The sequence below is a fragment of the Xanthomonas bonasiae genome, assembly GCF_014836395.1.
In the GTDB taxonomy this organism is placed as follows: Bacteria; Pseudomonadota; Gammaproteobacteria; order Xanthomonadales; family Xanthomonadaceae; genus Xanthomonas_A; species Xanthomonas_A bonasiae.
Genome location: NZ_JACSQX010000003.1, coordinates 251,836 through 269,778, shown reverse-complemented (window position 1 = coordinate 269,778; position 17,943 = coordinate 251,836). Strand labels below are relative to the sequence as shown.

At 70.0% G+C, this 17,943-nt stretch carries 15 protein-coding genes and 1 tRNA gene; 14 read left to right on the top strand and 2 right to left on the bottom strand.

The window, feature by feature from the left end; all coding sequences use genetic code 11:
* Window positions 1-81 precede the first annotated feature (81 nt).
* From H9658_RS06125 to H9658_RS06115, 3 genes are read left to right on the top strand one after another with little or no spacing between them, the layout of a single operon-like run.
* Window positions 82-5,427, top strand: a complete 5,346-nt coding sequence (locus H9658_RS06125; RefSeq protein WP_191824719.1) for a DNA repair ATPase — start codon at window positions 82-84, stop codon at window positions 5,425-5,427.
* Window positions 5,424-6,143 carry a hypothetical protein gene (locus tag H9658_RS06120; RefSeq protein WP_318241182.1) on the top strand — a complete coding sequence of 240 codons (720 nt, stop codon included), beginning with the start codon at window positions 5,424-5,426 and terminating at the stop codon, window positions 6,141-6,143. Before H9658_RS06125 ends, H9658_RS06120 begins: the two co-directional genes overlap by 4 nt.
* A gap of 47 nt (window positions 6,144-6,190) precedes the next feature.
* Complete coding sequence (locus H9658_RS06115; RefSeq protein WP_191824718.1) at window positions 6,191-7,285, top strand: toxic anion resistance protein; 1,095 nt, start codon at window positions 6,191-6,193, stop codon at window positions 7,283-7,285.
* A gap of 180 nt (window positions 7,286-7,465) precedes the next feature.
* On the opposite strand, the gene H9658_RS06110 is transcribed toward H9658_RS06115, so the two are convergent.
* Complete coding sequence (locus H9658_RS06110; RefSeq protein ID WP_191824717.1) at window positions 7,466-8,368, bottom strand: LysR family transcriptional regulator; 903 nt, start codon at window positions 8,366-8,368, stop codon at window positions 7,466-7,468.
* Between the two features lie 95 nt (window positions 8,369-8,463).
* On the opposite strand from H9658_RS06110, the gene trpB reads away from it, so the two are divergent.
* The 6 genes from trpB (at window position 8,464) to H9658_RS06080 (ending at window position 14,483) form a co-directional block, all read left to right on the top strand.
* Entirely contained in the window at window positions 8,464-9,681 is a 1,218-nt protein-coding gene (gene trpB / locus H9658_RS06105; protein ID WP_191824716.1) for a tryptophan synthase subunit beta, read from the top strand.
* A complete protein-coding gene (locus tag H9658_RS06100) occupies window positions 9,678-9,833 on the top strand; it encodes a hypothetical protein (protein ID WP_191824854.1) in 156 nt (51 codons plus the stop codon). The genes trpB and H9658_RS06100 overlap by 4 nt, the downstream gene beginning before the upstream one ends.
* Window positions 9,830-10,645 carry a tryptophan synthase subunit alpha gene (gene trpA / locus H9658_RS06095; RefSeq protein ID WP_191824715.1) on the top strand — a complete coding sequence of 272 codons (816 nt, stop codon included), beginning with the start codon at window positions 9,830-9,832 and terminating at the stop codon, window positions 10,643-10,645. The genes H9658_RS06100 and trpA overlap by 4 nt, the downstream gene beginning before the upstream one ends.
* Window positions 10,646-11,047: 402 nt before the next feature.
* Window positions 11,048-11,938, top strand: a complete 891-nt coding sequence (gene accD, locus H9658_RS06090; protein ID WP_003467454.1) for an acetyl-CoA carboxylase, carboxyltransferase subunit beta — start codon at window positions 11,048-11,050, stop codon at window positions 11,936-11,938.
* 142 nt (window positions 11,939-12,080) lie between these two features.
* Complete coding sequence (gene glmM, locus H9658_RS06085) at window positions 12,081-13,430, top strand: phosphoglucosamine mutase (protein ID WP_191824714.1); 1,350 nt, start codon at window positions 12,081-12,083, stop codon at window positions 13,428-13,430.
* A gap of 114 nt (window positions 13,431-13,544) precedes the next feature.
* A complete protein-coding gene (locus tag H9658_RS06080; protein ID WP_179563842.1) occupies window positions 13,545-14,483 on the top strand; it encodes an isopenicillin N synthase family dioxygenase in 939 nt (312 codons plus the stop codon).
* Window positions 14,484-14,603: 120 nt separating this feature from the next.
* Here the strand turns inward: H9658_RS06080 and H9658_RS06075 are convergent, their stop codons facing one another.
* A complete protein-coding gene (locus H9658_RS06075) occupies window positions 14,604-15,401 on the bottom strand; it encodes an SDR family NAD(P)-dependent oxidoreductase (protein WP_191824713.1) in 798 nt (265 codons plus the stop codon).
* Window positions 15,402-15,528: 127 nt separating this feature from the next.
* Between H9658_RS06075 and tpiA the strand changes: the two genes are divergently transcribed.
* From tpiA to H9658_RS06050, 5 genes are all read left to right on the top strand, one after another.
* Window positions 15,529-16,284 carry a triose-phosphate isomerase gene (gene tpiA / locus H9658_RS06070; protein WP_179563844.1) on the top strand — a complete coding sequence of 252 codons (756 nt, stop codon included), beginning with the start codon at window positions 15,529-15,531 and terminating at the stop codon, window positions 16,282-16,284.
* Between the two features lie 65 nt (window positions 16,285-16,349).
* Window positions 16,350-16,787: a preprotein translocase subunit SecG gene (gene secG / locus H9658_RS06065; protein ID WP_179563845.1), complete on the top strand. Its 438-nt coding sequence runs from the start codon at window positions 16,350-16,352 to the stop codon at window positions 16,785-16,787.
* A gap of 48 nt (window positions 16,788-16,835) precedes the next feature.
* Window positions 16,836-16,920, top strand: a tRNA-Leu gene (locus tag H9658_RS06060).
* Between the two features lie 106 nt (window positions 16,921-17,026).
* A complete protein-coding gene (locus H9658_RS06055; RefSeq protein ID WP_179563846.1) occupies window positions 17,027-17,383 on the top strand; it encodes an NADH-quinone oxidoreductase subunit A in 357 nt (118 codons plus the stop codon).
* Window positions 17,374-17,928: a NuoB/complex I 20 kDa subunit family protein gene (locus H9658_RS06050; RefSeq protein WP_003467428.1), complete on the top strand. Its 555-nt coding sequence runs from the start codon at window positions 17,374-17,376 to the stop codon at window positions 17,926-17,928. Before H9658_RS06055 ends, H9658_RS06050 begins: the two co-directional genes overlap by 10 nt.
* Window positions 17,929-17,943 lie beyond the last annotated feature (15 nt).

Here is a 17,943-nt window from a genome sequence, read left to right as displayed (position 1 = left end):
CGCGTGCCGCCGGACCCCGTTGAGAAGCCGGCGCGCGGCGACGCGCGCCGGCCGTATGCAAGCCGGCAGGAGCCGTTGACGATGGCAGCAACCCAATCCCCGACCGATCCGCAGCCCGAGGGCGCCAATCCGTCCCAGGTCGACCAGGCCGTCGCCCAGGGCGGCGCCTACGACGTGCTGCGCCGGCGCCTGGTCGAGCAGGGCGCGCGCCTGCACGAAGCGGTCGAGGCGCTCAACGCGCAGCGGCTGCAGGAATTCGGCGACAGCCGGCTCGAGGTGGTCGGGCGCTTCCGTATCCGCACCGAGAACAATTGCGTCGGCCGCGACATCGTGCAGGTCGGCCAGGACATGCTGCTGTTCGGCTACAACGTGTTCCTCGGGCTCAAGAACCAGACCCGCATCGAGGACGTGTTCGGCCTGTACCGGCTGGTCGAGGGCGCCGACGGCTACGACGTCAGCCCGATCGACCTGGCCGGCAGTTTCCTCGGCCAGCCCGGCTTCGTGCACGATTTCGGCGAGCTGTACGCCTACTACAAGCACGCGCGGCTGCTGCAGCTGATCGTCATCGGCGGCAAGCTGCTGGCGTCGTTCCAGATCGGCGAGCGCAGCGCCGACGTGCGCGTGTTCCGCTGGGCGATCGACAGCGCCGGCGAACTGAGCTACATCGACGCGCGCGGCGAGCGCGACATCGCGCTGCCGCCGCCGTTCGATTTCGAATGGACCCGCGCCACCCGCGAGATGGCGGTGAACGGCCGCCACTCGCACCTGAACATCCTCGACACCCTGTTCGTGGAAACCATCGGCGGCGACCTGACCATCAAGGTCGAGAACAACACCGAGACCGGGCAGGGCATCTACAGCGAGCCGGTCGAGGACAAGACCCAGTCGCTGGACGACGCGCAGTTCGATTTCGCGCGGGTCGGCACGCTCGTCCTGCTCAAGGTGCTGCCGTACCGCGAGACGCAATGGCGCGGGCTGATCTACAACACGCTCAGCGGCCGCATCGTGCGCAACGACGCCATCGTGCAGGCCTGCGTGCAGCTGCCCGAGGACCACGGCATCATCTTCCCCGGCGGCTATTACCTGCAGAACGGCGATCACAAGGCGTTCGACGCGGCGATGGACGGCATGCAGTTCAAGCGCGCGATCCGCTCGCCCAACGGTGAGGACGTGCTGTACATCTTCTACGAGCGCGAAGGCGGCAAGTCGGCGCTGTTCGTCTACAACACCATTCGCCGCGCGCTGCAGAACCCGGTGTTCGGCCATGGCTATGCGCTGCTGCAGGACGGGCGCATGGTGCTGTTCCATGCCGAAGGCACCGAGCCGACCCGGATCCATCCGATGCAGGTCTGGCAGACCCCGTTCAGCAGCGACGAATTCGCCGCCAGGCGCGCGCCGGGCAACAGCTTCCTCGGCCGCATCGGCAACGCCGAACTGGTGCGCGGCATCTCCAACCTGTTCGGGCTGGCGCGCGCGATCGAGCACGACGAGGTCTCGGTGCAGCGTTACGAGTTGCTGGTCGAGGACGCGCGGCGCCTGTTCGACGCCCACCACTGGCTGGACGACGCGCATTGCGGCGGTCTCGGCGGCGTGCTGCGCGGCATCAGCGCCACCGGCGAAGCGGTGCTGGACGAATACGAGAAGGTGCTGTCGATCCGCCAGCAGTCCGAGCAGGCGATGGCCGACGCCGTCGCCGCGCACAAGGCGCTGCTGGCGCGGTTGCAGCCGGAGAACTGGACCGGCATCCAGGAGTTCGTCGAGCCGCTCAATGCCATCGCCGCCCAGCGCGGGCATCTGTTGACGATCCGCGAATACCGCTACATCGATACCGCGGCGATCGATGCGATGGGCGCGGCGCTGCAGCAGGCGCACGAGACGGTCGGCGCGGCCACCGGCCGCTTCCTCGGCAGCGAGACCGCGCTGGCGCCGTTGAACGCGCGCCTGGCCGAACTGGACGCGGCGGCGCAAGCGGCGGTCACCGCGCGCGCGCTGTCCGAGCAGTTGCAGGCGATGCAGACGCTGTCGAACGACCTGGATCTGCTCTCCGAGCTGATGGCCGGGCTCAAGGTCGACGACGCCACCGAACGCACCCGCGTGGTCGAAACCTTGTCCGAAGTCTATGCGCGGCTCAACCAGGCGCGCGCGCGCGCCGAGCAGCGGCGCAAGACCCTGGGCTCGTCCGAGACCGTGGCCCAGTTCGCGGCGCAGTTCGCGCTGTTCGGCCAGGCCATCACCAGCGCGCTGTCCTTGTCCACCGATCCCGAGCGCGCCGACGAGCAGCTGTCGCGGCTGCTGCTGCAGCTGGAGGAACTGGAGAGCCAGTTCGGCGAGCACGAGCAGTTCCTCGGCGACATCCTCAGCAAACGCGAGGAACTGATCGAGGCCTTCGACAGCCACAAGCAGGCCTTGCTCGACGAGCGCCAGCGCAAGGCGCGCTCGCTGCTCGATGCCGCCACGCGCATCCTCGACGGCCTGTCCAGGCGCACCGAACGCTTCGCCACGGCGGACGAACTCAACGCCTTCTTCGCCGGCGATCCGCTGATCCTCAAGCTGCGCGAACTGGCCGAACGCCTGCGCGGCTACCGCGACAGCGTCAAGGCCGACGATGTCGAGGCGCGCCTGAAGGGCGTGCGCGACCAGGCGGTACGCGCCTTGCGCGACCGCAGCGAGCTGTTCGAGTCCGGCGGCAACGTGGTCCGGCTCGGCCCGCGGCACCGCTTCAGCGTCAACACCCAGGCGCTGGATCTGACCCTGTTGCCGCGCGAGGACGGACTGGCCCTGCATCTCACCGGCACCGACTATCTGGAGCCGCTGCACGACGCCGCGCTCGACGCGACGCGCGCCTACTGGCAGGTGACGCTGGATTCGGAATCGCCGGACCTGTACCGCGGCGAATACCTGGCCGGCAGCCTGCTGGAATCCGCGCTGGCCGGCCGCGACGGACTCGACCTGCCTGGCCTGCTGCAACAGGCGGCCACGCCCGACGCGCTGGCCCGCAGCGTGCGCGATTTCGCCGCGCCGCGCTATCGCGAAGGCTACGAGCGCGGCATCCACGACCACGACGCCACGCGCATCCTGCAGGCGCTGCTGCCGCTGCATCAGGCAGCCGGCACGCTGGTGCATGCGCCGGCCGCGCGCGCGCTGGCGATGGCGTTCTGGGCCGAGCGCCAGCGCGACGACGCGGTCGCGGCGTGGGTCGCGCGCCAGGCCGGCGCCGATGCGATCTTCCGCCTGTTCGGCGCGGGCGAGGGCCGCCAGGCGCTGCAGGCCGAGATGCAGCAGGCGCTGCAGCGGTTCCTCGACGACAGCCTGCTGCCGTTCGACGCCGGCCACGCCGCCGCCGCCGCTGCCTACCTGGCCGCCGAGCTGGCGCTGGGCGAGCCGACCTTCCCGCTCAGCCGCCATGCGCGCGAACTGCTCGACGCCTTGCACGCGCGGCTGGGCGAGGCCGGCCTGCGCGAGGAGTTCGAGCGCTCGCTGGAGCGCGTGCGCGGCCAGCTCGCCGCCGGCTGGGCCCTGGCCAGCCACTGGCTGCAGGGCCTGTGCCAGGATCCGCGCTTCGTCGCCTATTCCGGCTACGTGCCGGAAGCGGTGGCGATCGCGCTGCTGGCGTCGCGGCTGCGCAGCCAGCACAGCGAGGTGCTGCTGATGACCACGGTGGAGGGCCTGCTCGGCGAACATCCGCGCATCGAGGGCGGCCGCCTGACCATCGCCATCGACGATTTCCTGGCGCGCCTGCACCGCCACGAGCAGAGCTTCGTGCCGGGCTTCCGCCACTACCAGGCCTTGCGCCAACAGGTCATCGTGCGCGAACGCGAGCAGCTGCGCCTGTCCGAGTTCAAGGCGCGGCCGCTGTCCTCGTTCGTGCGCAACAAGCTGATCAACGAGGTCTATCTGGGCGTGATCGGCGACAACCTGGCCAAGCAGATGGGCACCGTCGGCGAGAACAAGCGCAGCGACCTGATGGGCCTGTTGCTGATGATCTCGCCGCCGGGCTACGGCAAGACCACGCTGATGGAATACGTGGCCAGCCGCCTCGGCCTGGTCTTCATGAAGATCAACGGTCCGGCGCTGGGGCATGCGGTGCGCTCGCTGGATCCGGCGCAGGCGCCGGACGCCACCTCGCGGCAGGAACTGCTCAAGCTCAACCTGGCGCTGGAGATGGGCAACAACACCATGCTGTATGTCGACGACATCCAGCACACCCATCCGGAATTCCTGCAGAAGTTCATTTCGCTGTGCGACGGCACCCGCCGCATCGAGGGCGTGTGGAAGGGGCGCACCCGCACCTACGACATGCGCGGCAAGAAGTTCTGCGTGGTGATGGCCGGCAATCCGTACACCGAGTCCGGCGAGGTGTTCAAGATTCCGGACATGCTGGCCAACCGCGCCGACGTCTACAACCTGGGCGACGTGCTCGGCGGCATGGAGGACGCGTTCGTGCTCAGCTACATCGAGAACAGCCTGACCTCCAATCCGGTGCTGGCGCCGCTGGCCACCCGCGAGCTGGCCGATCTGTACCTGCTGGTCGAGCGTGCGCGCGGCAAGGAAATCTCAACCAATGCCCTGAGCCACGCCTACAGCGGCGCGGAGATCAACGAGATCGTCGCCACCCTGCAGCGCATGCTGCGCGTGCGCGACGTGGTCTACCGGGTCAACCAGCAGTACATCGCCAGCGCCGCGCAGGACGATCGCTACCGCAGCGAGCCGCCGTTCCGGCTGCAGGGCAGCTATCGCAACATGAACAAGCTGGCGGAGAAGATCTCGCCGGTGATGAACGAGGCCGAGCTGCAGCAGCTGATCTCCGACCACTACCTGGGCGAGGCGCAATTGCTGACCAGCGGCGCCGAGGAAAACCTGCTCAAGCTGGCCGAACTGCGCGGCACGATGGGGGCCGAGGAGCTGGCGCGCTGGGAGCAGATCAAGCGCGATTTCCTGCGCAACAAGGCGATGGGCGCGGACGAGGCCGACGTCGGCGGACGCATGGTGGCGCAGCTGGCCGACATCGCCAGCGGCCTGCAGGTGCTGCGCGCCGAACCGGCATCGGCGCAGCAGCGCTGGGAGCAGATGCTGGCGCTGCTGCAGCAGGTGCTGGCCGAGCGCGAGCGTGCGCCGGCGGCACCTGCCGTTTCCGAACCCAGTTCGGCGCCGCCGCCTGTTGCTCCACCCACACCGGAACTGCAGCCCTTGCTGGACGCGTTGGCGCGCTCGCACGAAGGCCACGCCCAGGCCGGGCAGGCGCTGGCGGGCCTGGCCGAGGCGGTCCGCGCCTATCTGCGCGAGCCGGCGACGCCGGCCGCGGTCGCGCCGCGCGAGCGCCGCCCGCGCACGCTGGCCGAACGCCAACTCGACGAAGCGCTGGCGCGGCATTTCTACGGCGAAGCCGGGGCCGCGCGCGGCGACGATCCGGAGCCCGGTCCGGCGTGAGCGCGGACATCGTCCCGGCGCTGCCGCAGCCGCCTGCCTCGCCGCTGGAGATGGGCGACGCACAGGCCGCGGCAGGCTACGCGGCGCCGTTGCTGGACGCCGTCGGCCAGACGCTGGCGCAGCGTGACACGACACCCGATAGCGGCGCTGCGCTGGTCCGCGAGCTGGAGCACATCCAGCAGGCGTTGCAGGCGCGCGATCCGCATCGCATCCGTCGCGCCAGCGGCGTGCTCGGGCGCCTGCTCGGGCGCGACCTGGAAGCGCAGGCCGAGGCCGAGACCCTGAGTTCGCAGTTGGGCGTGGTGCTGCTGCGCGCCGACCAGCAGGCGCTCGGACTGCAGCAGCGTCTCGATGACCATGGCGCGATGGCGGCCGCTGCGGATGCCGGCGTCGCCGCGCTCGAACGCTGGATCGCCGCCGCGCCGGTGCCGGTCAGCGGCACGCAGCTGACCGAAGCCTGGAGCCGGCGTCTCGATCACCTGCAGCGCGTCGCCGCCGCCTGGCAACTGGAGGCCGCGCAGTGGCGCCTGCTGCAACAGCAGGGCAACGAGCTGCTGCAGCGCTATCGGCATATCCGCGAGGTGCTGCTGCCGGCATGGCGCCAGGCCGAGTCGGCGGTGCAGGCGGCGCATGGCGCGGCCCACGCCACCCGCGCCGCGCAGGCGCAGCAGCGCATCCTGGCCGAAGTCCAGGCGATGCGGGCTAGACTGCGCTAAGCCTGCGCCCGAGCCGCCGCGTCCCGCTATCGAAGGAGAGAAGCACGATGACCCAGGAAAATCCGCTGCTGCCGCAGGCTGCGCCGGCCACACCCGACGCGGCCGAGCTCAAGGCCCTGGGCCTGGTGGCCGACGACCGCGAGCAGATCGTCGCCCTGGCGCAAGGGCTGCGCGACCTGGCCCCGGGCAGCCTGCACCTGTTCGGCAGCGAGGTCGCCGCGCATACCGCCGCGTTTTCCAGCCAGTTGCTGGATCAGGTGCGCAACCGCGATCTCGAAGCCACCGGCGACAAGCTCGGCGAGGTGGTGCGGATCGCCCGCGCGCTGAAGCTGGACCAGCTCGGCGAACGCTCGCGGGTGCCGCTGATCGGCGGCCTGATCGACCGGCTGCGCGCCTCCAAGGGCGAGTTGGTGCAGAAGTTCAGCGACACCAACCGCCAGATCGAGCAGTTGCTGCGCGATGTCGGCGCGCAGCAGGCGAATCTGAGCCAGCGCGTGGGCGAGTTCGACCGCATGCACCAGATGGTGCAGGCCGAACGCCGCGAGCTGGGCCTGCACGTCGCTGCCGGCAAGCTGCGGCTGGCCGAACTGCAGCAGCATCTGGCGCTGGCGGGGCAGGACGATCCGCAGGCGCGCGGCCAGCGCGCCGAGATCGACACCGCCATCCGCCTGCTCGACAAGCGCGTCGGCGACCTGCAGGTGATGCAGCATGCGGCCGACCAGGCGCTGCCGATGATCCGCCTGATCCAGGCCAACGCATTGCAGTTGATCGAGAAGTTCAACACGGTGCGCGACATCACCATCCCGTCGTGGAAGCGCCAGTTCGCGATCCAGCTGTCGCTGAGCGAGCAGCAGAACGCGGCGGCCCTGTCCAACGCCATCGACGACGCCACCAACGACATCATGCGGCGCAACGCCGAGCTGATGCGGCAGACCTCGGTGGACACCGCACGCGCCAACCAGCGCGCGGTGATCGACATGGACACGCTGCGCCACGTGCACGAGCAACTGATCGCCACGGTGGAAGAGGTGCGCGAGATCCACCGCGACGGCATGCAGCAACGGCGTGCGGCCGAGGTCGAGCTGGCGCGGTTGCGCGACGAGCTGCAGCAGCGCCTGGCCGCGCCGACCCCGGCCGGCTGAGGCGCTAGCGTCGGCCGCGCACAGCGGCCGATGTCTTTCGCCAGTCGGCGAGCCCCTGTAGGAGCGGCTTCAGCCGCGACAGACATCCGACAACGCGTCGCTCGCTAGGCCGTCGCGGCTTCGCGTTTCCGGTAGCGTCTCCGCAACGCGGGCCGCCGGCAACCAGGCGAAAGAAGGCGCTTATCCGCCGCCCAGCCGCAACTCGCCAGCCAGCCAGCGCGCCAGCGCCTGCACCCGCGGGTCCTGCGTTTCCCGGCGCGTGCACAGCGCCCACTCGCCGCCGGTCTCGGCGAAGCCCCACGGCGCCAGCAGGCGCCCGTTGGCCAGGTCGTCGGCGACCAGCGGCTGCGGCGCGATCGCCACGCCGATGCCGGCCAGCGCCGCTTCGAGCAGGTAGTACAGGTGTTCGAAACCGGTGCCGTAGCGCAGCGCGGCGGGGTCCACGCCATGCGCCTGCGCCCAGGACGGCCACGCCTGCGGGCGCGATGCGGTGTGCAGCAGCGGTTGCTGCAGCAGCGCCGCGGGCGGGCCGGCCGCCAGCGTCTGCGCCTGCGGCAGCGCCGGGCTGAGCACCGGGCCGATCCGCTCCGGCGCCAGCACGTGCACCTGCCAGCTCTCCGGCCATGGCGCCTGGCCGAGCAGCAGCGCCGCGTCCAGCCCGTCCAGGTCGGCACCGAACTCGCCTTCGTGCGCGGACAGGTGCAGGGTCAGCGCGGGCAGGTCGCGCTGCAGCGCCTGCAGCCGCGGAATCATCCAGCGCGCCAGGATGCTGCCCGGGCACCCGAGCACCAGGGCGCTGGGCCGTGCCGGCCGGCGCAGTTCCGCCACCGCGTCCTGCAACTGGGCAAAGGCGCCGCCGGCCGCGTCGCGCAGCCGCTCGCCGGCCGCGGTCGGGCGGATGCCGCGGCCCTCGCGCTGCAGCAGCGCCAGCCCCAGTTCCTCCTCCAGCAGCCGGATCTGGCGGCTGACCGCGCCGTGGGTGACGTGCAGTTCGGCCGCCGCGCCGCCGACGCTGCGCAGCCGCGCGGCGGCCTCGAACGCGCGCAGGGCGTTCAGCGAGGGCAGGCGGCGCAGACTGGACATGTGAGATTTCCTGACGGGTATGCTCAGACTTTATCGGTTTTTGCCGGGCGACGTGTGCGCTAAAGTGCAGGCCTGTCCTACTTGCCGTGATCGCCATGTCCTCCGTCCCCATCAGCGACTTCCATGCCTATCCCGACGCCAACGGCCATTTCGGCCGCTACGGCGGCCGCTTCGTCGCCGAGACCCTGATCGGGCCGCTGCAGGAGCTGGCCGCGGCCTACGACCAGGCGCGCCAGGACCCGGCCTTCATCGCCGAGTACGACAAGGACCTGAAGCACTACGTCGGCCGGCCCAGCCCGATCTACCACGCCGAGCGGCTCAGCCGCGAAGTCGGCGGCGCGCAGATCCTGCTCAAGCGCGAGGACCTGAACCACACCGGCGCGCACAAGATCAACAACACCATCGGCCAGGCGCTGCTGGCCAGCCGCATGGGCAAGACCCGCATCATCGCCGAGACCGGCGCCGGCCAGCACGGCGTGGCCAGCGCCACGGTGGCCGCGCGGCTGGGCCTGGAGTGCGTGGTGTACATGGGCGCCACCGACATCGAGCGGCAGAAGATCAACGTCTACCGGATGCAGTTGCTGGGCGCGCGGGTGGTGCCGGTGACCTCCGGCTCGGCCACGCTCAAGGACGCGCTGAACGAGGCGATGCGCGACTGGGTGACCAACGTGCAGGACACCTTCTACATCATCGGCACCGTCGCCGGCCCGGATCCGTACCCGCGCATGGTGCGCGACTTCAACGCCATCGTCGGCCGCGAGGCGCGCGCGCAGATGCTGGAAGACTACGGCCGCCTGCCGGACGCGATCAGCGCCTGCGTCGGCGGCGGCAGCAACGCCATCGGCCTGTTCCACGCCTTCCTCAACGATCCGGGGGTGAAGATCTACGGCGCCGAAGCCGCCGGCGACGGCATCGCCACCGGCCGCCACGCCGCCTCGATCGCCGCCGGCCGCCCCGGCGTGCTGCACGGCAACCGCACCTACGTGATCTGCGACGACGACGGCCAGATCATCGAGACCCATTCGGTCTCCGCCGGCCTGGACTACCCGGGCGTCGGCCCCGAGCACGCGTTCCTGTCCGACAGCGGCCGCGCGGTCTACCAGGGCATCACCGACGACGAGGCGCTGGCCGCGTTCCACCTGCTGGCGCATACCGAGGGCATCCTGGCCGCGCTGGAATCCAGCCACGCGGTGGCGCAGTCGATCAAGCTGGCGCGCGAGCTGCCCAAGGACGCGCTGGTGCTGTGCAACCTGTCCGGCCGCGGCGACAAGGACGTGCACACCATCGCCGCGCGCGAAGGCATGGTGCTGTGAGCGAACCTGGCGACGACGGCAAGGATCGTTATCTGACTTGGCGCGACCCGCAACACGGGCTCGCGGTCCGCTACGACACCGGAGAAGGCAACGTGACATCGATGTACTGGGGAAGCTGGGACGCCGTGCAACTGGTCGAGGGCTGCGCATGAGCCTCGCCGCGAACCGCATCGCCACGCGCTTCGATGCGCTGCGCCAGGCCGGGCGCAAGGCGCTGATCCCGTTCGTCACCGCCGGCGATCCGTCGCTGGAGGCGACGCTGCCGGCGATGCACGCGCTGGTCGAGGCCGGTGCCGACGTGATCGAACTGGGCGTGCCGTTTTCCGATCCGATGGCCGACGGCCCGACCATCCAGCGCAGTTCCGAACGCGCCTTGGCGCGCGGCGCCGGCCTGGCCTATGTGCTGGAAACGGTCAGCGCGTTCCGCCGCGACGACGCGGCCACGCCGGTGGTGCTGATGGGCTACCTCAATCCGGTCGAGATCCACGGCACGGCGCGTTTCGCCGAGGAGGCGGTGGCGGCCGGCGTGGACGGCGTGCTGCTGGTCGACCTGCCGCCGGAAGAGTCGGCCGAGACCCTGGCGATCTTCGCCGCCGCCGGCCTGGACCTGATCGTGCTGGCCTCGCCGACCACCAGCGACGCGCGTATCGGCCTGTTGTGCGATGCGGCGCGCGGCTACCTGTACTACGTCAGCTTCGCCGGCGTGACCGGTGCCGATCATCTCGATACCCGCGCCGCCGGCGACCGCCTGCGCGAGCTGCGCGCGCGTTCGCCGGTGCCGGTGGTGGCCGGGTTCGGGATCAAGGATGCGGCCAGCGCCAGGGCCATGGCGGTGGACGCCGACGGCGTGGTGGTCGGCAGCGCGCTGGTCGCGGCGCTGGCCGAGGCGACGACCCAGGAGGCGGTGCGCGAACGCGCGCTGGCGTTCCTGGCGCCGCTGCGGCAGGCACTGGACGAGGAGTGAGGGCTCGTATCCGCGGGCGGTCGGTGCCGTCCGGCGGCAAGGTCGGCAGGCGTCTGCGGTAGCGGCTCGGCTGCGGATTTTCTGGAGGCGAGGGGCAGGCTGCGCGGCTTCGCCCGTATCTTCGGCGTTGCGCCCGGCCCGCGCCAACAGCGCGGGCGCTTCACGGCACGCGCGCCATTGGCGCGCAGGCCGTGCCCGCCCGCCCCGCCGGGAGCGGGGAGGCAAGCCCCCGCTTGCCATGCGACCCGATTGCGCGCCGGCAACGGGGCAGGGATGTTGCGGCGCATCAACCGGCGCGGCGCGGCGGCCCGCATGACCTCGTTGCGGCGCGATATCTGGCGGCGCGCTAGACTGTCGCCCCTTGGCGGCCTGGTGGGCCGCGCGACTGGATCGTCATTCCGCATGAGTTGGCTCAGCAAATTGATGCCCTCCGGCATCCGCACCGATAGCACGCCCAGCAAGAAGCGCAGCGTTCCCGAAGGCCTGTGGGAGAAGTGCCCCAACTGCAGCGCCGTGCTGTACCGGCCGGAGCTGGAGGAAAACTTGGAGGTGTGCCCGAAATGCGGCCACCACATGGCGATCCGCGCGCGCGCGCGCCTGGCTTCGCTGTTCGATCCGGACACCACGCCGACCGAGATCGGCGCGCGCCTTGGGCCGACCGACGCTTTGAAGTTCAAGGACCAGAAGAAGTACAGCGAACGCATCAAGATCTCGCAGAAGAGCACCGGCGAGTACGACGCGCTGATCGCGATGCAGGGCCTGCTCAAGGCGCAGCCGCTGGTCGCCGCCTCGTTCGATTTCGCCTTCATGGGCGGCTCGATGGGCTCGGTGGTCGGCGAGCGTTTCGCGCTGGCCGCGGAGACCGCGCTGCAGATCGGCGCGCCGTTCGTGTGCTTCTCCGCCAGCGGCGGCGCGCGCATGCAGGAAGGCCTGTTGTCGCTGATGCAGATGGCCAAGACCTCGGCCGCGCTCGGCCGCCTGCGCGAAGCCGGCCTGCCGTACGTGTCGGTGCTGACCCATCCGACCACCGGCGGCGTCTCGGCCAGCTTCGCCATGCTCGGCGACATCAACATCGCCGAGCCGCACGCGCTGATCGGCTTCGCCGGCCCGCGGGTGATCGAGCAGACCGTGCGCGAGACCCTGCCGGAAGGCTTCCAGCGCTCGGAGTTCCTGCTCGAGCACGGCGCCATCGACCAGATCTGCGACCGCCGCGAACTGCGCGACCGCCTGTCCGAACTGCTGGCGATGATGATGCGCCAGCCGGCCCCGGCGAAGACCGAGGTGGTGGCATGAAGGCCGGGAATCGGGAATCGGGAATCGGGAATCGTGGTGCCGCGCGGCGGATGGATTGCGCATCGAGCGCGCGCTTCGTCGGGCCGGCGCAATTCCCGGGCTTTGCCCCATTCCCGATTCCCTATTCCCCATTCCCAGCCGCATGAGCACTCGCAAGTACTTCGGCACCGACGGCATCCGCGGCCGGGTCGGGCAGGGCGCCATTTCCGCCGATTTCGTGATGCGCCTGGGCAATGCACTGGGCCGCGTGCTCGGCGCCGGCAGCGCCGGCACTGCGCGGCCGACGGTGGTGATCGGCAAGGACACGCGCATTTCCGGCTACATGTTCGAATCGGCGCTGGAGGCCGGGCTGGTCGCCGCCGGGGCCGACGTGCAGTTGCTCGGGCCGATGCCCACGCCGGCGGTGGCGTTCCTGACCCGCACGCTCGGCGCCGATGCCGGCATCGTGATCAGCGCCTCGCACAATCCGCACTACGACAACGGCATCAAGTTCTTTTCCGCCGAGGGCGAGAAGCTCGACGACGCCACCGAGAGCGCGATCGAAGCGGCGCTCGACGCGCCGTTCGCCACGGTGGAGTCCGAGCGCCTGGGCAAGGCGATGCGCGCGCGCGACGCGATCGGCCGCTATATCGAGTTCTGCAAGGCCAGCGTGCCGCGCGGTTTCGACCTGCGCGGGCTGAAGGTGGTGCTGGACTGCGCGCACGGCGCGACCTACCACATCGCGCCGCTGCTGTTCCGCGAGCTGGGCGCCGAGGTGATCGCGATCGGCGCCGCGCCGGACGGGCTCAACATCAACGCCGGGGTCGGCTCGATGCACATCGACAACCTCGCCAGCAACGTGCGCCAGCATGGCGCGCAGTTGGGCATCGCCTTCGACGGCGACGGCGACCGGGTGCTGATGGCCGACGACCAGGGCAACCCGGTCGACGGCGACGACCTGCTGTACGTGCTGGCCTGCGGCTGGCAGGCCAGCGGCCGCCTGCGCGGGCCGGTGGTCGGCACGCTGATGACCAATTACGGCCTGGAACAGGCCCTGGCCGCGCTGCAGTTGCCGTTCCTACGGGTCAAGGTCGGCGACCGCTACGTGCACCAGGCGCTGGTCGAGCACGGCGGCGTGCTCGGCGGCGAGACGTCCGGGCACATGCTGTGCCTGGACCGCGCCACCACCGGCGACGCCATCGTCAGTGCGCTGCAGGTGCTGGAGGTGCTCAAGCGCTCGCGGCAGGGCCTGCGCCAGGCGCTGCAGGGCCTGCGCAAGGTGCCGCAGCAGACCGTCAACGTGCGCCTGCAGCAAGGCGCGCGCCCGGCCGAGGCGGCCAGCGTGCAGGCCGCGCTGGCCGCGGCGCAGGCGGCGGTGCAGGGGCGCGGGCGCGCGTTCCTGCGTCCGTCCGGCACCGAGCCGGTGGTGCGGGTCACGGTCGAGGCCGACGATGCCGCGTTGATGCGCGACACCCTGGAAAAACTCGCCGAGGCGGTCCGTGACGCGGCGTGAGTCGATCGCCATCGGCATCGCGGTGGTCGTCGCCAAGGCGGCCACCTTCTACCTGCTGTACCGCCTGCTGATCTGATCGCGGCGTCTTTCCCTTTCACGACTACGGTTCCCGCCATGACTGCGCGCATCCCGACCCTGGACATCACCCGCTTCGACACCGACCGCGACGCCTTCGTCGCCGAACTGGGCGCGGCCTACCGCGAGTGGGGCTTCGCCGGCATCCGCAACCATGGCATCGCGCAGGCGCAGATCGATGCGGCCTATGGCGTGTTCAAGGCGTTCTTCGCCTTGCCGGAGGAGGTCAAGCGCAAGTACCACGTGCCCGGCAGCGGTGGCGCGCGCGGCTATACCGCGTTCGGCGTGGAGACCGCCAAGGACTCCAAGCACTTCGACCTGAAGGAGTTCTGGCACATCGGCCGCGAGATCGGCGAGGATTCCAAGTATCGCGACGTCATGCTGCCGAACCTGTGGCCGAGCGAAGTGCCGGGCTTCCGCGAGCATGGCTACGGCCTGTACCAGGCGCTGGACCAGCTCGGCGCGCGCGTGCTCGCGGCGCTGGCGCTGCATATCGGCCTGCCCGAGCACTACTTCGCCGACAAGACCGATTCGGGCAACGCGATCCTGCGCCCGATCCACTACCCGCCGATCACCGCCGACGACATCCCCAACGTGCGTGCCGGCGCGCACGAGGACATCAACCTGATCACCCTGCTGGTCGGCGCCAGCGCCGCCGGCCTGGAAGTGAAGTCCAAGCAGGGCGAGTGGGTGCCGTTCACCTCCGACGCCGACACCATCGTGGTCAACATCGGCGACATGCTGCAGCGCCTGACCAACCACGTGTATCCCTCGACCACCCACCGCGTGGTCAACCCGCCGGGCGAACAGGCGCGGCAGCCGCGCTACTCGGTGCCGTTCTTCCTGCACCCGAACCCGGATTTCGTCATCGACGTGCTGCCCTCGTGCATCAGCGCCGACAACCCCAGTCGCTATCCAGAGCCGATCACCGCGCAGGGGTATCTGGAGGAGCGGTTGCGCGAGATCAAGCTGATTTGAAGCCGGGATTGGGGGTTCGGGATTGGGGATTCGCAAGAGCGGATTCCCGCGCTGGCGTTTGCGTCCGCGGTGCACGCCCCGGCTTTGCGAATCCCCAATCCCGAATCCCCAATCCCCGCCTTACAACGGCCTGATCCGCTGCGAGCCGCGCCGCATCGCTTTCAGCAGCAGCGCGTTCGGCAGCAATGCGACCAGGCCCAGCAGCGCGCGGTAGAACGCGCCCGGCACCACCCGCACGTGGCCGCGCTCGGCGCCGTCGATGCCGGCGCGCGCGACCGCGGCGGTCTGCAGCCAGGCCCAGCGCGGCAGCTTGTCCATCTGTTCGCGGGTGCCGGTCACGTCGTGGAATTCGGACCAGGTGAAACCCGGGCACAGCGCGCAGACGTTGACGCCGCGGTCGGCATTTTCCAGCGCCAGCGATTCGCTGAAGCGCAGCATGAAGCTCTTCGCCGCCGCGTACAGGGTCTGCCCGTCGGCGCCGGGCACCAGCGCGGCGAACGAGGCGACGTTGAGGATGCGGCCGTGGCCGCTGGCGCGCAGCGCCGGCAGCAGGCGCCAGGTCAGCTCGCAGACCGCGCCGACCATCACCTGCAGGAACGCGGCGTGGGTAGCCCAGTCGCTGTCGGGGAAGCGTCCCGGCACGCCGTAGCCGGCGTTGTTGACCAGGATCCGCACCGTCAGGCCGCGCCGTTCCAGTTCGGCCACCAGCGCGGCCGGTGCCGCCGGGTCGGCCAAGTCGGCGACCACGATCTGCACCGGCACCTGCGCGCGCAATTCTTCGGCCAGCGCCTGCAGCAGCGCCTCGCGCCGCGCGCTGAGGATCAACGGCACGCCGCGACGCGCGTATTCGCGGGCGATCTCGCGGCCGATGCCGCTGGAGGCGCCGGTGATCAGGGCATGGCCGGAAGGCTGGGGCATGGCGGTCTCGCAGAGGCGGCAGAGGATGGGGCAGGGCGGCAGCGGACGCGGCGAAGCGCGGCGGCGGCGCCGGGCCTCACCGCGCATCGGCTATCCTTTCGGCACTTTTTCGCGAGAGAACGCGCCGATGCGACGCAAGATCGTAGCCGGAAACTGGAAGCTGCACGGCAATCGCCATTTCGCCACCGCGCTGGTGCATGAGGTGGCCGCGGGCCTGCCCGCCGACGGCGTGGAGGTGGTGATCCTGCCGCCGCTGCCTTACCTGGGCGACCTGATCGAGGATTTCGAGGACCATGCGTTGCGCTTCGGCGCGCAGGACGTGAGCAGCAACGAGAAGGGCGCCTACACCGGCGAGGTGTCGGCGGCGATGCTGGTCGATGTCGGGGCCGAGTACGGCCTGGTCGGACATTCGGAGCGGCGCCAGTACCATCACGAGAACAGCGAGCTGGTCGCGCGCAAGTTCGCCGCGGCGCTGCATGCCGGGCTGATCCCGATCCTGTGCGTGGGCGAGACCCTGGAGCAGCGCGAGGCCGGCCAGACTGAATCGGTCATCGCCGCGCAGCTGGCGCCGGTGCTGGCGCTGGTCGGCGCGCAGGGCTTCGCCCAGGCCGTGGTCGCCTACGAGCCGGTGTGGGCGATCGGCACCGGGCGCACCGCCAGCCCGGCCCAGGCGCAGGCGGTACACGCCTTCATCCGTGGCGAAGTCGCCGCCCACGATGCTAGAATCGCTGATTCGCTGCCGCTCCTGTATGGGGGCAGCGTCAAGCCCGACAACGCCGCCGAGCTGTTCGCGCAGCCGGACGTCGATGGCGGGCTGGTCGGCGGCGCTTCGCTGGTCGCCCAGGATTTCCTGGCCATCGCGCGAGCGGCGGCCGCCCGTTAACCGAACGGTCGCCGTGCTGGCGGCCGCTCGCTACTCAAGTCGCAACTGTCCGGACGGATTTCGAAATGCTGATGGTCATCCTCAATGTGGTCTACGTGCTGGTGGCGATCGCGATGATCGCGCTGATCCTGATGCAGCGCGGTTCCGGCGCGGCGGCGGGGTCGGGCTTCGGCGCGGGTGCGTCCGGCACCGTGTTCGGATCGCGCGGCGCGTCCAACTTCCTGTCCAAGTCGACCAAGTGGCTGGCGGTGGTGTTCTTCGGCATCAGCCTGTTCATGGCCTGGTATGCCGGCCACAGCGCGCGCCCGGCCGCGGAGGCCAACCTCGGCGTGATGTCGCAGGCCGCGACCCCGTCGCCGGCGGCGCCGGCCGGCGAGCTGCAGATCCCGCAGGCCCCGGCCTCGACCGCGCCGGCCGCCGCCGCACCTGCCGCTGCGGTGCCCGCGCAGCAGGCGCCGGAAAATGCACAACAAAAGTCGCCTGCCCCATCGCAGAAAGACTGAAGACGGTTACAATATGTTGCGCGGCGGGATGCTGCGCGCGATACGCAAGCCCAGGTGGCGGAATTGGTAGACGCACTACCTTGAGGTGGTAGCGACTTAGGTCGTAGGGGTTCGAGTCCCCTCTTGGGCACCATTGTTTGGCTACGGTTTCTGGGCAGGAACGTCATGTTCTTGCCGGAAGATCGTCTATCCCATGCCTGCGCGGCACGCGCGCGGGCACAGGCAAGAGAGAATTGCGAGTGCTGGCCGAATATTTGCCCACCCTACTGTTTCTGATCGTGGCCACCGGAATCGGCGTCGCGCTGATGCTGGTGGGGCGGTTCCTCGGTCCCCGGCGTCCCGACGCGAAGAAGCTCTCGCCCTACGAGTGCGGCTTCGAGGCCTTCGAGGACGCGCGCATGAAGTTCGACGTGCGCTACTACCTGATCGCGATCCAGTTCATCGTCTTCGATCTGGAAATCATCTTCATCGTGCCGTGGACGCAGGTGTTCATGGACCTGGGCGCTCGCTCCCTGGTCACCATGGGCCTGTTCGTCGGCATGCTGTTCCTCGGTTTTATCTACGTGTGGAAGAAGGGAGCGCTGGAATGGGAGTGATTCAGACCCTGGATCGCCTGATGACCAACCCGATCCCGGAAGGGCGGGTGGACGACATCCTGCGTCCCGAAGGCGAGAACCCGTTGCTCGAGAAGGGCTACGTGACCACCAGCGTCGATGCGCTGCTGAACTGGGCGCGCACCGGCTCGATGTGGCCGATGACCTTCGGTCTGGCCTGCTGCGCGGTGGAGATGATGCACGCCGGCGCCGCGCGCCTGGACCTGGACCGCTACGGCGTGGTGTTCCGCCCGTCGCCGCGCCAGTCCGACGTGATGATCGTCGCCGGCACCCTGGTCAACAAGATGGCCCCGGCGCTGCGCAAGGTCTACGACCAGATGCCGGACCCGAAGTGGGTGATCTCGATGGGCAGCTGCGCCAACGGCGGCGGCTACTACCACTATTCGTATTCGGTGGTGCGCGGCTGCGACCGCATCGTGCCGGTGGACATCTACGTCCCGGGCTGCCCGCCGACCGCCGAAGCGCTGGTCTACGGCATCTTGCAGCTGCAGAAGAAGATCTGGCGAACCCAGACCATCGCGCGCTGATTCCTCTTACTTCTT

Bases quoted from the DNA above. Each gene is read 5' to 3' on its own strand.
- trpB (WP_191824716.1), top strand. From the start codon at position 8,464: ATGTCCTCCGTCCCCATCAGCGACTTCCATGCCTATCCCGACGCCAAC.
- trpA (WP_191824715.1), top strand. From the start codon at position 9,830: ATGAGCCTCGCCGCGAACCGCATCGCCACGCGCTTCGATGCGCTGCGC.
- tpiA (WP_179563844.1), top strand. From the start codon at position 15,529: ATGCGACGCAAGATCGTAGCCGGAAACTGGAAGCTGCACGGCAATCGC.
- accD (WP_003467454.1), top strand. From the start codon at position 11,048: ATGAGTTGGCTCAGCAAATTGATGCCCTCCGGCATCCGCACCGATAGC.
- H9658_RS06125 (WP_191824719.1), top strand. From the start codon at position 82: ATGGCAGCAACCCAATCCCCGACCGATCCGCAGCCCGAGGGCGCCAAT.
- H9658_RS06110 (WP_191824717.1), bottom strand. From the start codon at position 8,368: ATGTCCAGTCTGCGCCGCCTGCCCTCGCTGAACGCCCTGCGCGCGTTC.
- H9658_RS06075 (WP_191824713.1), bottom strand. From the start codon at position 15,401: ATGCCCCAGCCTTCCGGCCATGCCCTGATCACCGGCGCCTCCAGCGGC.
- H9658_RS06115 (WP_191824718.1), top strand. From the start codon at position 6,191: ATGACCCAGGAAAATCCGCTGCTGCCGCAGGCTGCGCCGGCCACACCC.
- secG (WP_179563845.1), top strand. From the start codon at position 16,350: ATGCTGATGGTCATCCTCAATGTGGTCTACGTGCTGGTGGCGATCGCG.
- H9658_RS06080 (WP_179563842.1), top strand. From the start codon at position 13,545: ATGACTGCGCGCATCCCGACCCTGGACATCACCCGCTTCGACACCGAC.
- H9658_RS06050 (WP_003467428.1), top strand. From the start codon at position 17,374: ATGGGAGTGATTCAGACCCTGGATCGCCTGATGACCAACCCGATCCCG.
- glmM (WP_191824714.1), top strand. From the start codon at position 12,081: ATGAGCACTCGCAAGTACTTCGGCACCGACGGCATCCGCGGCCGGGTC.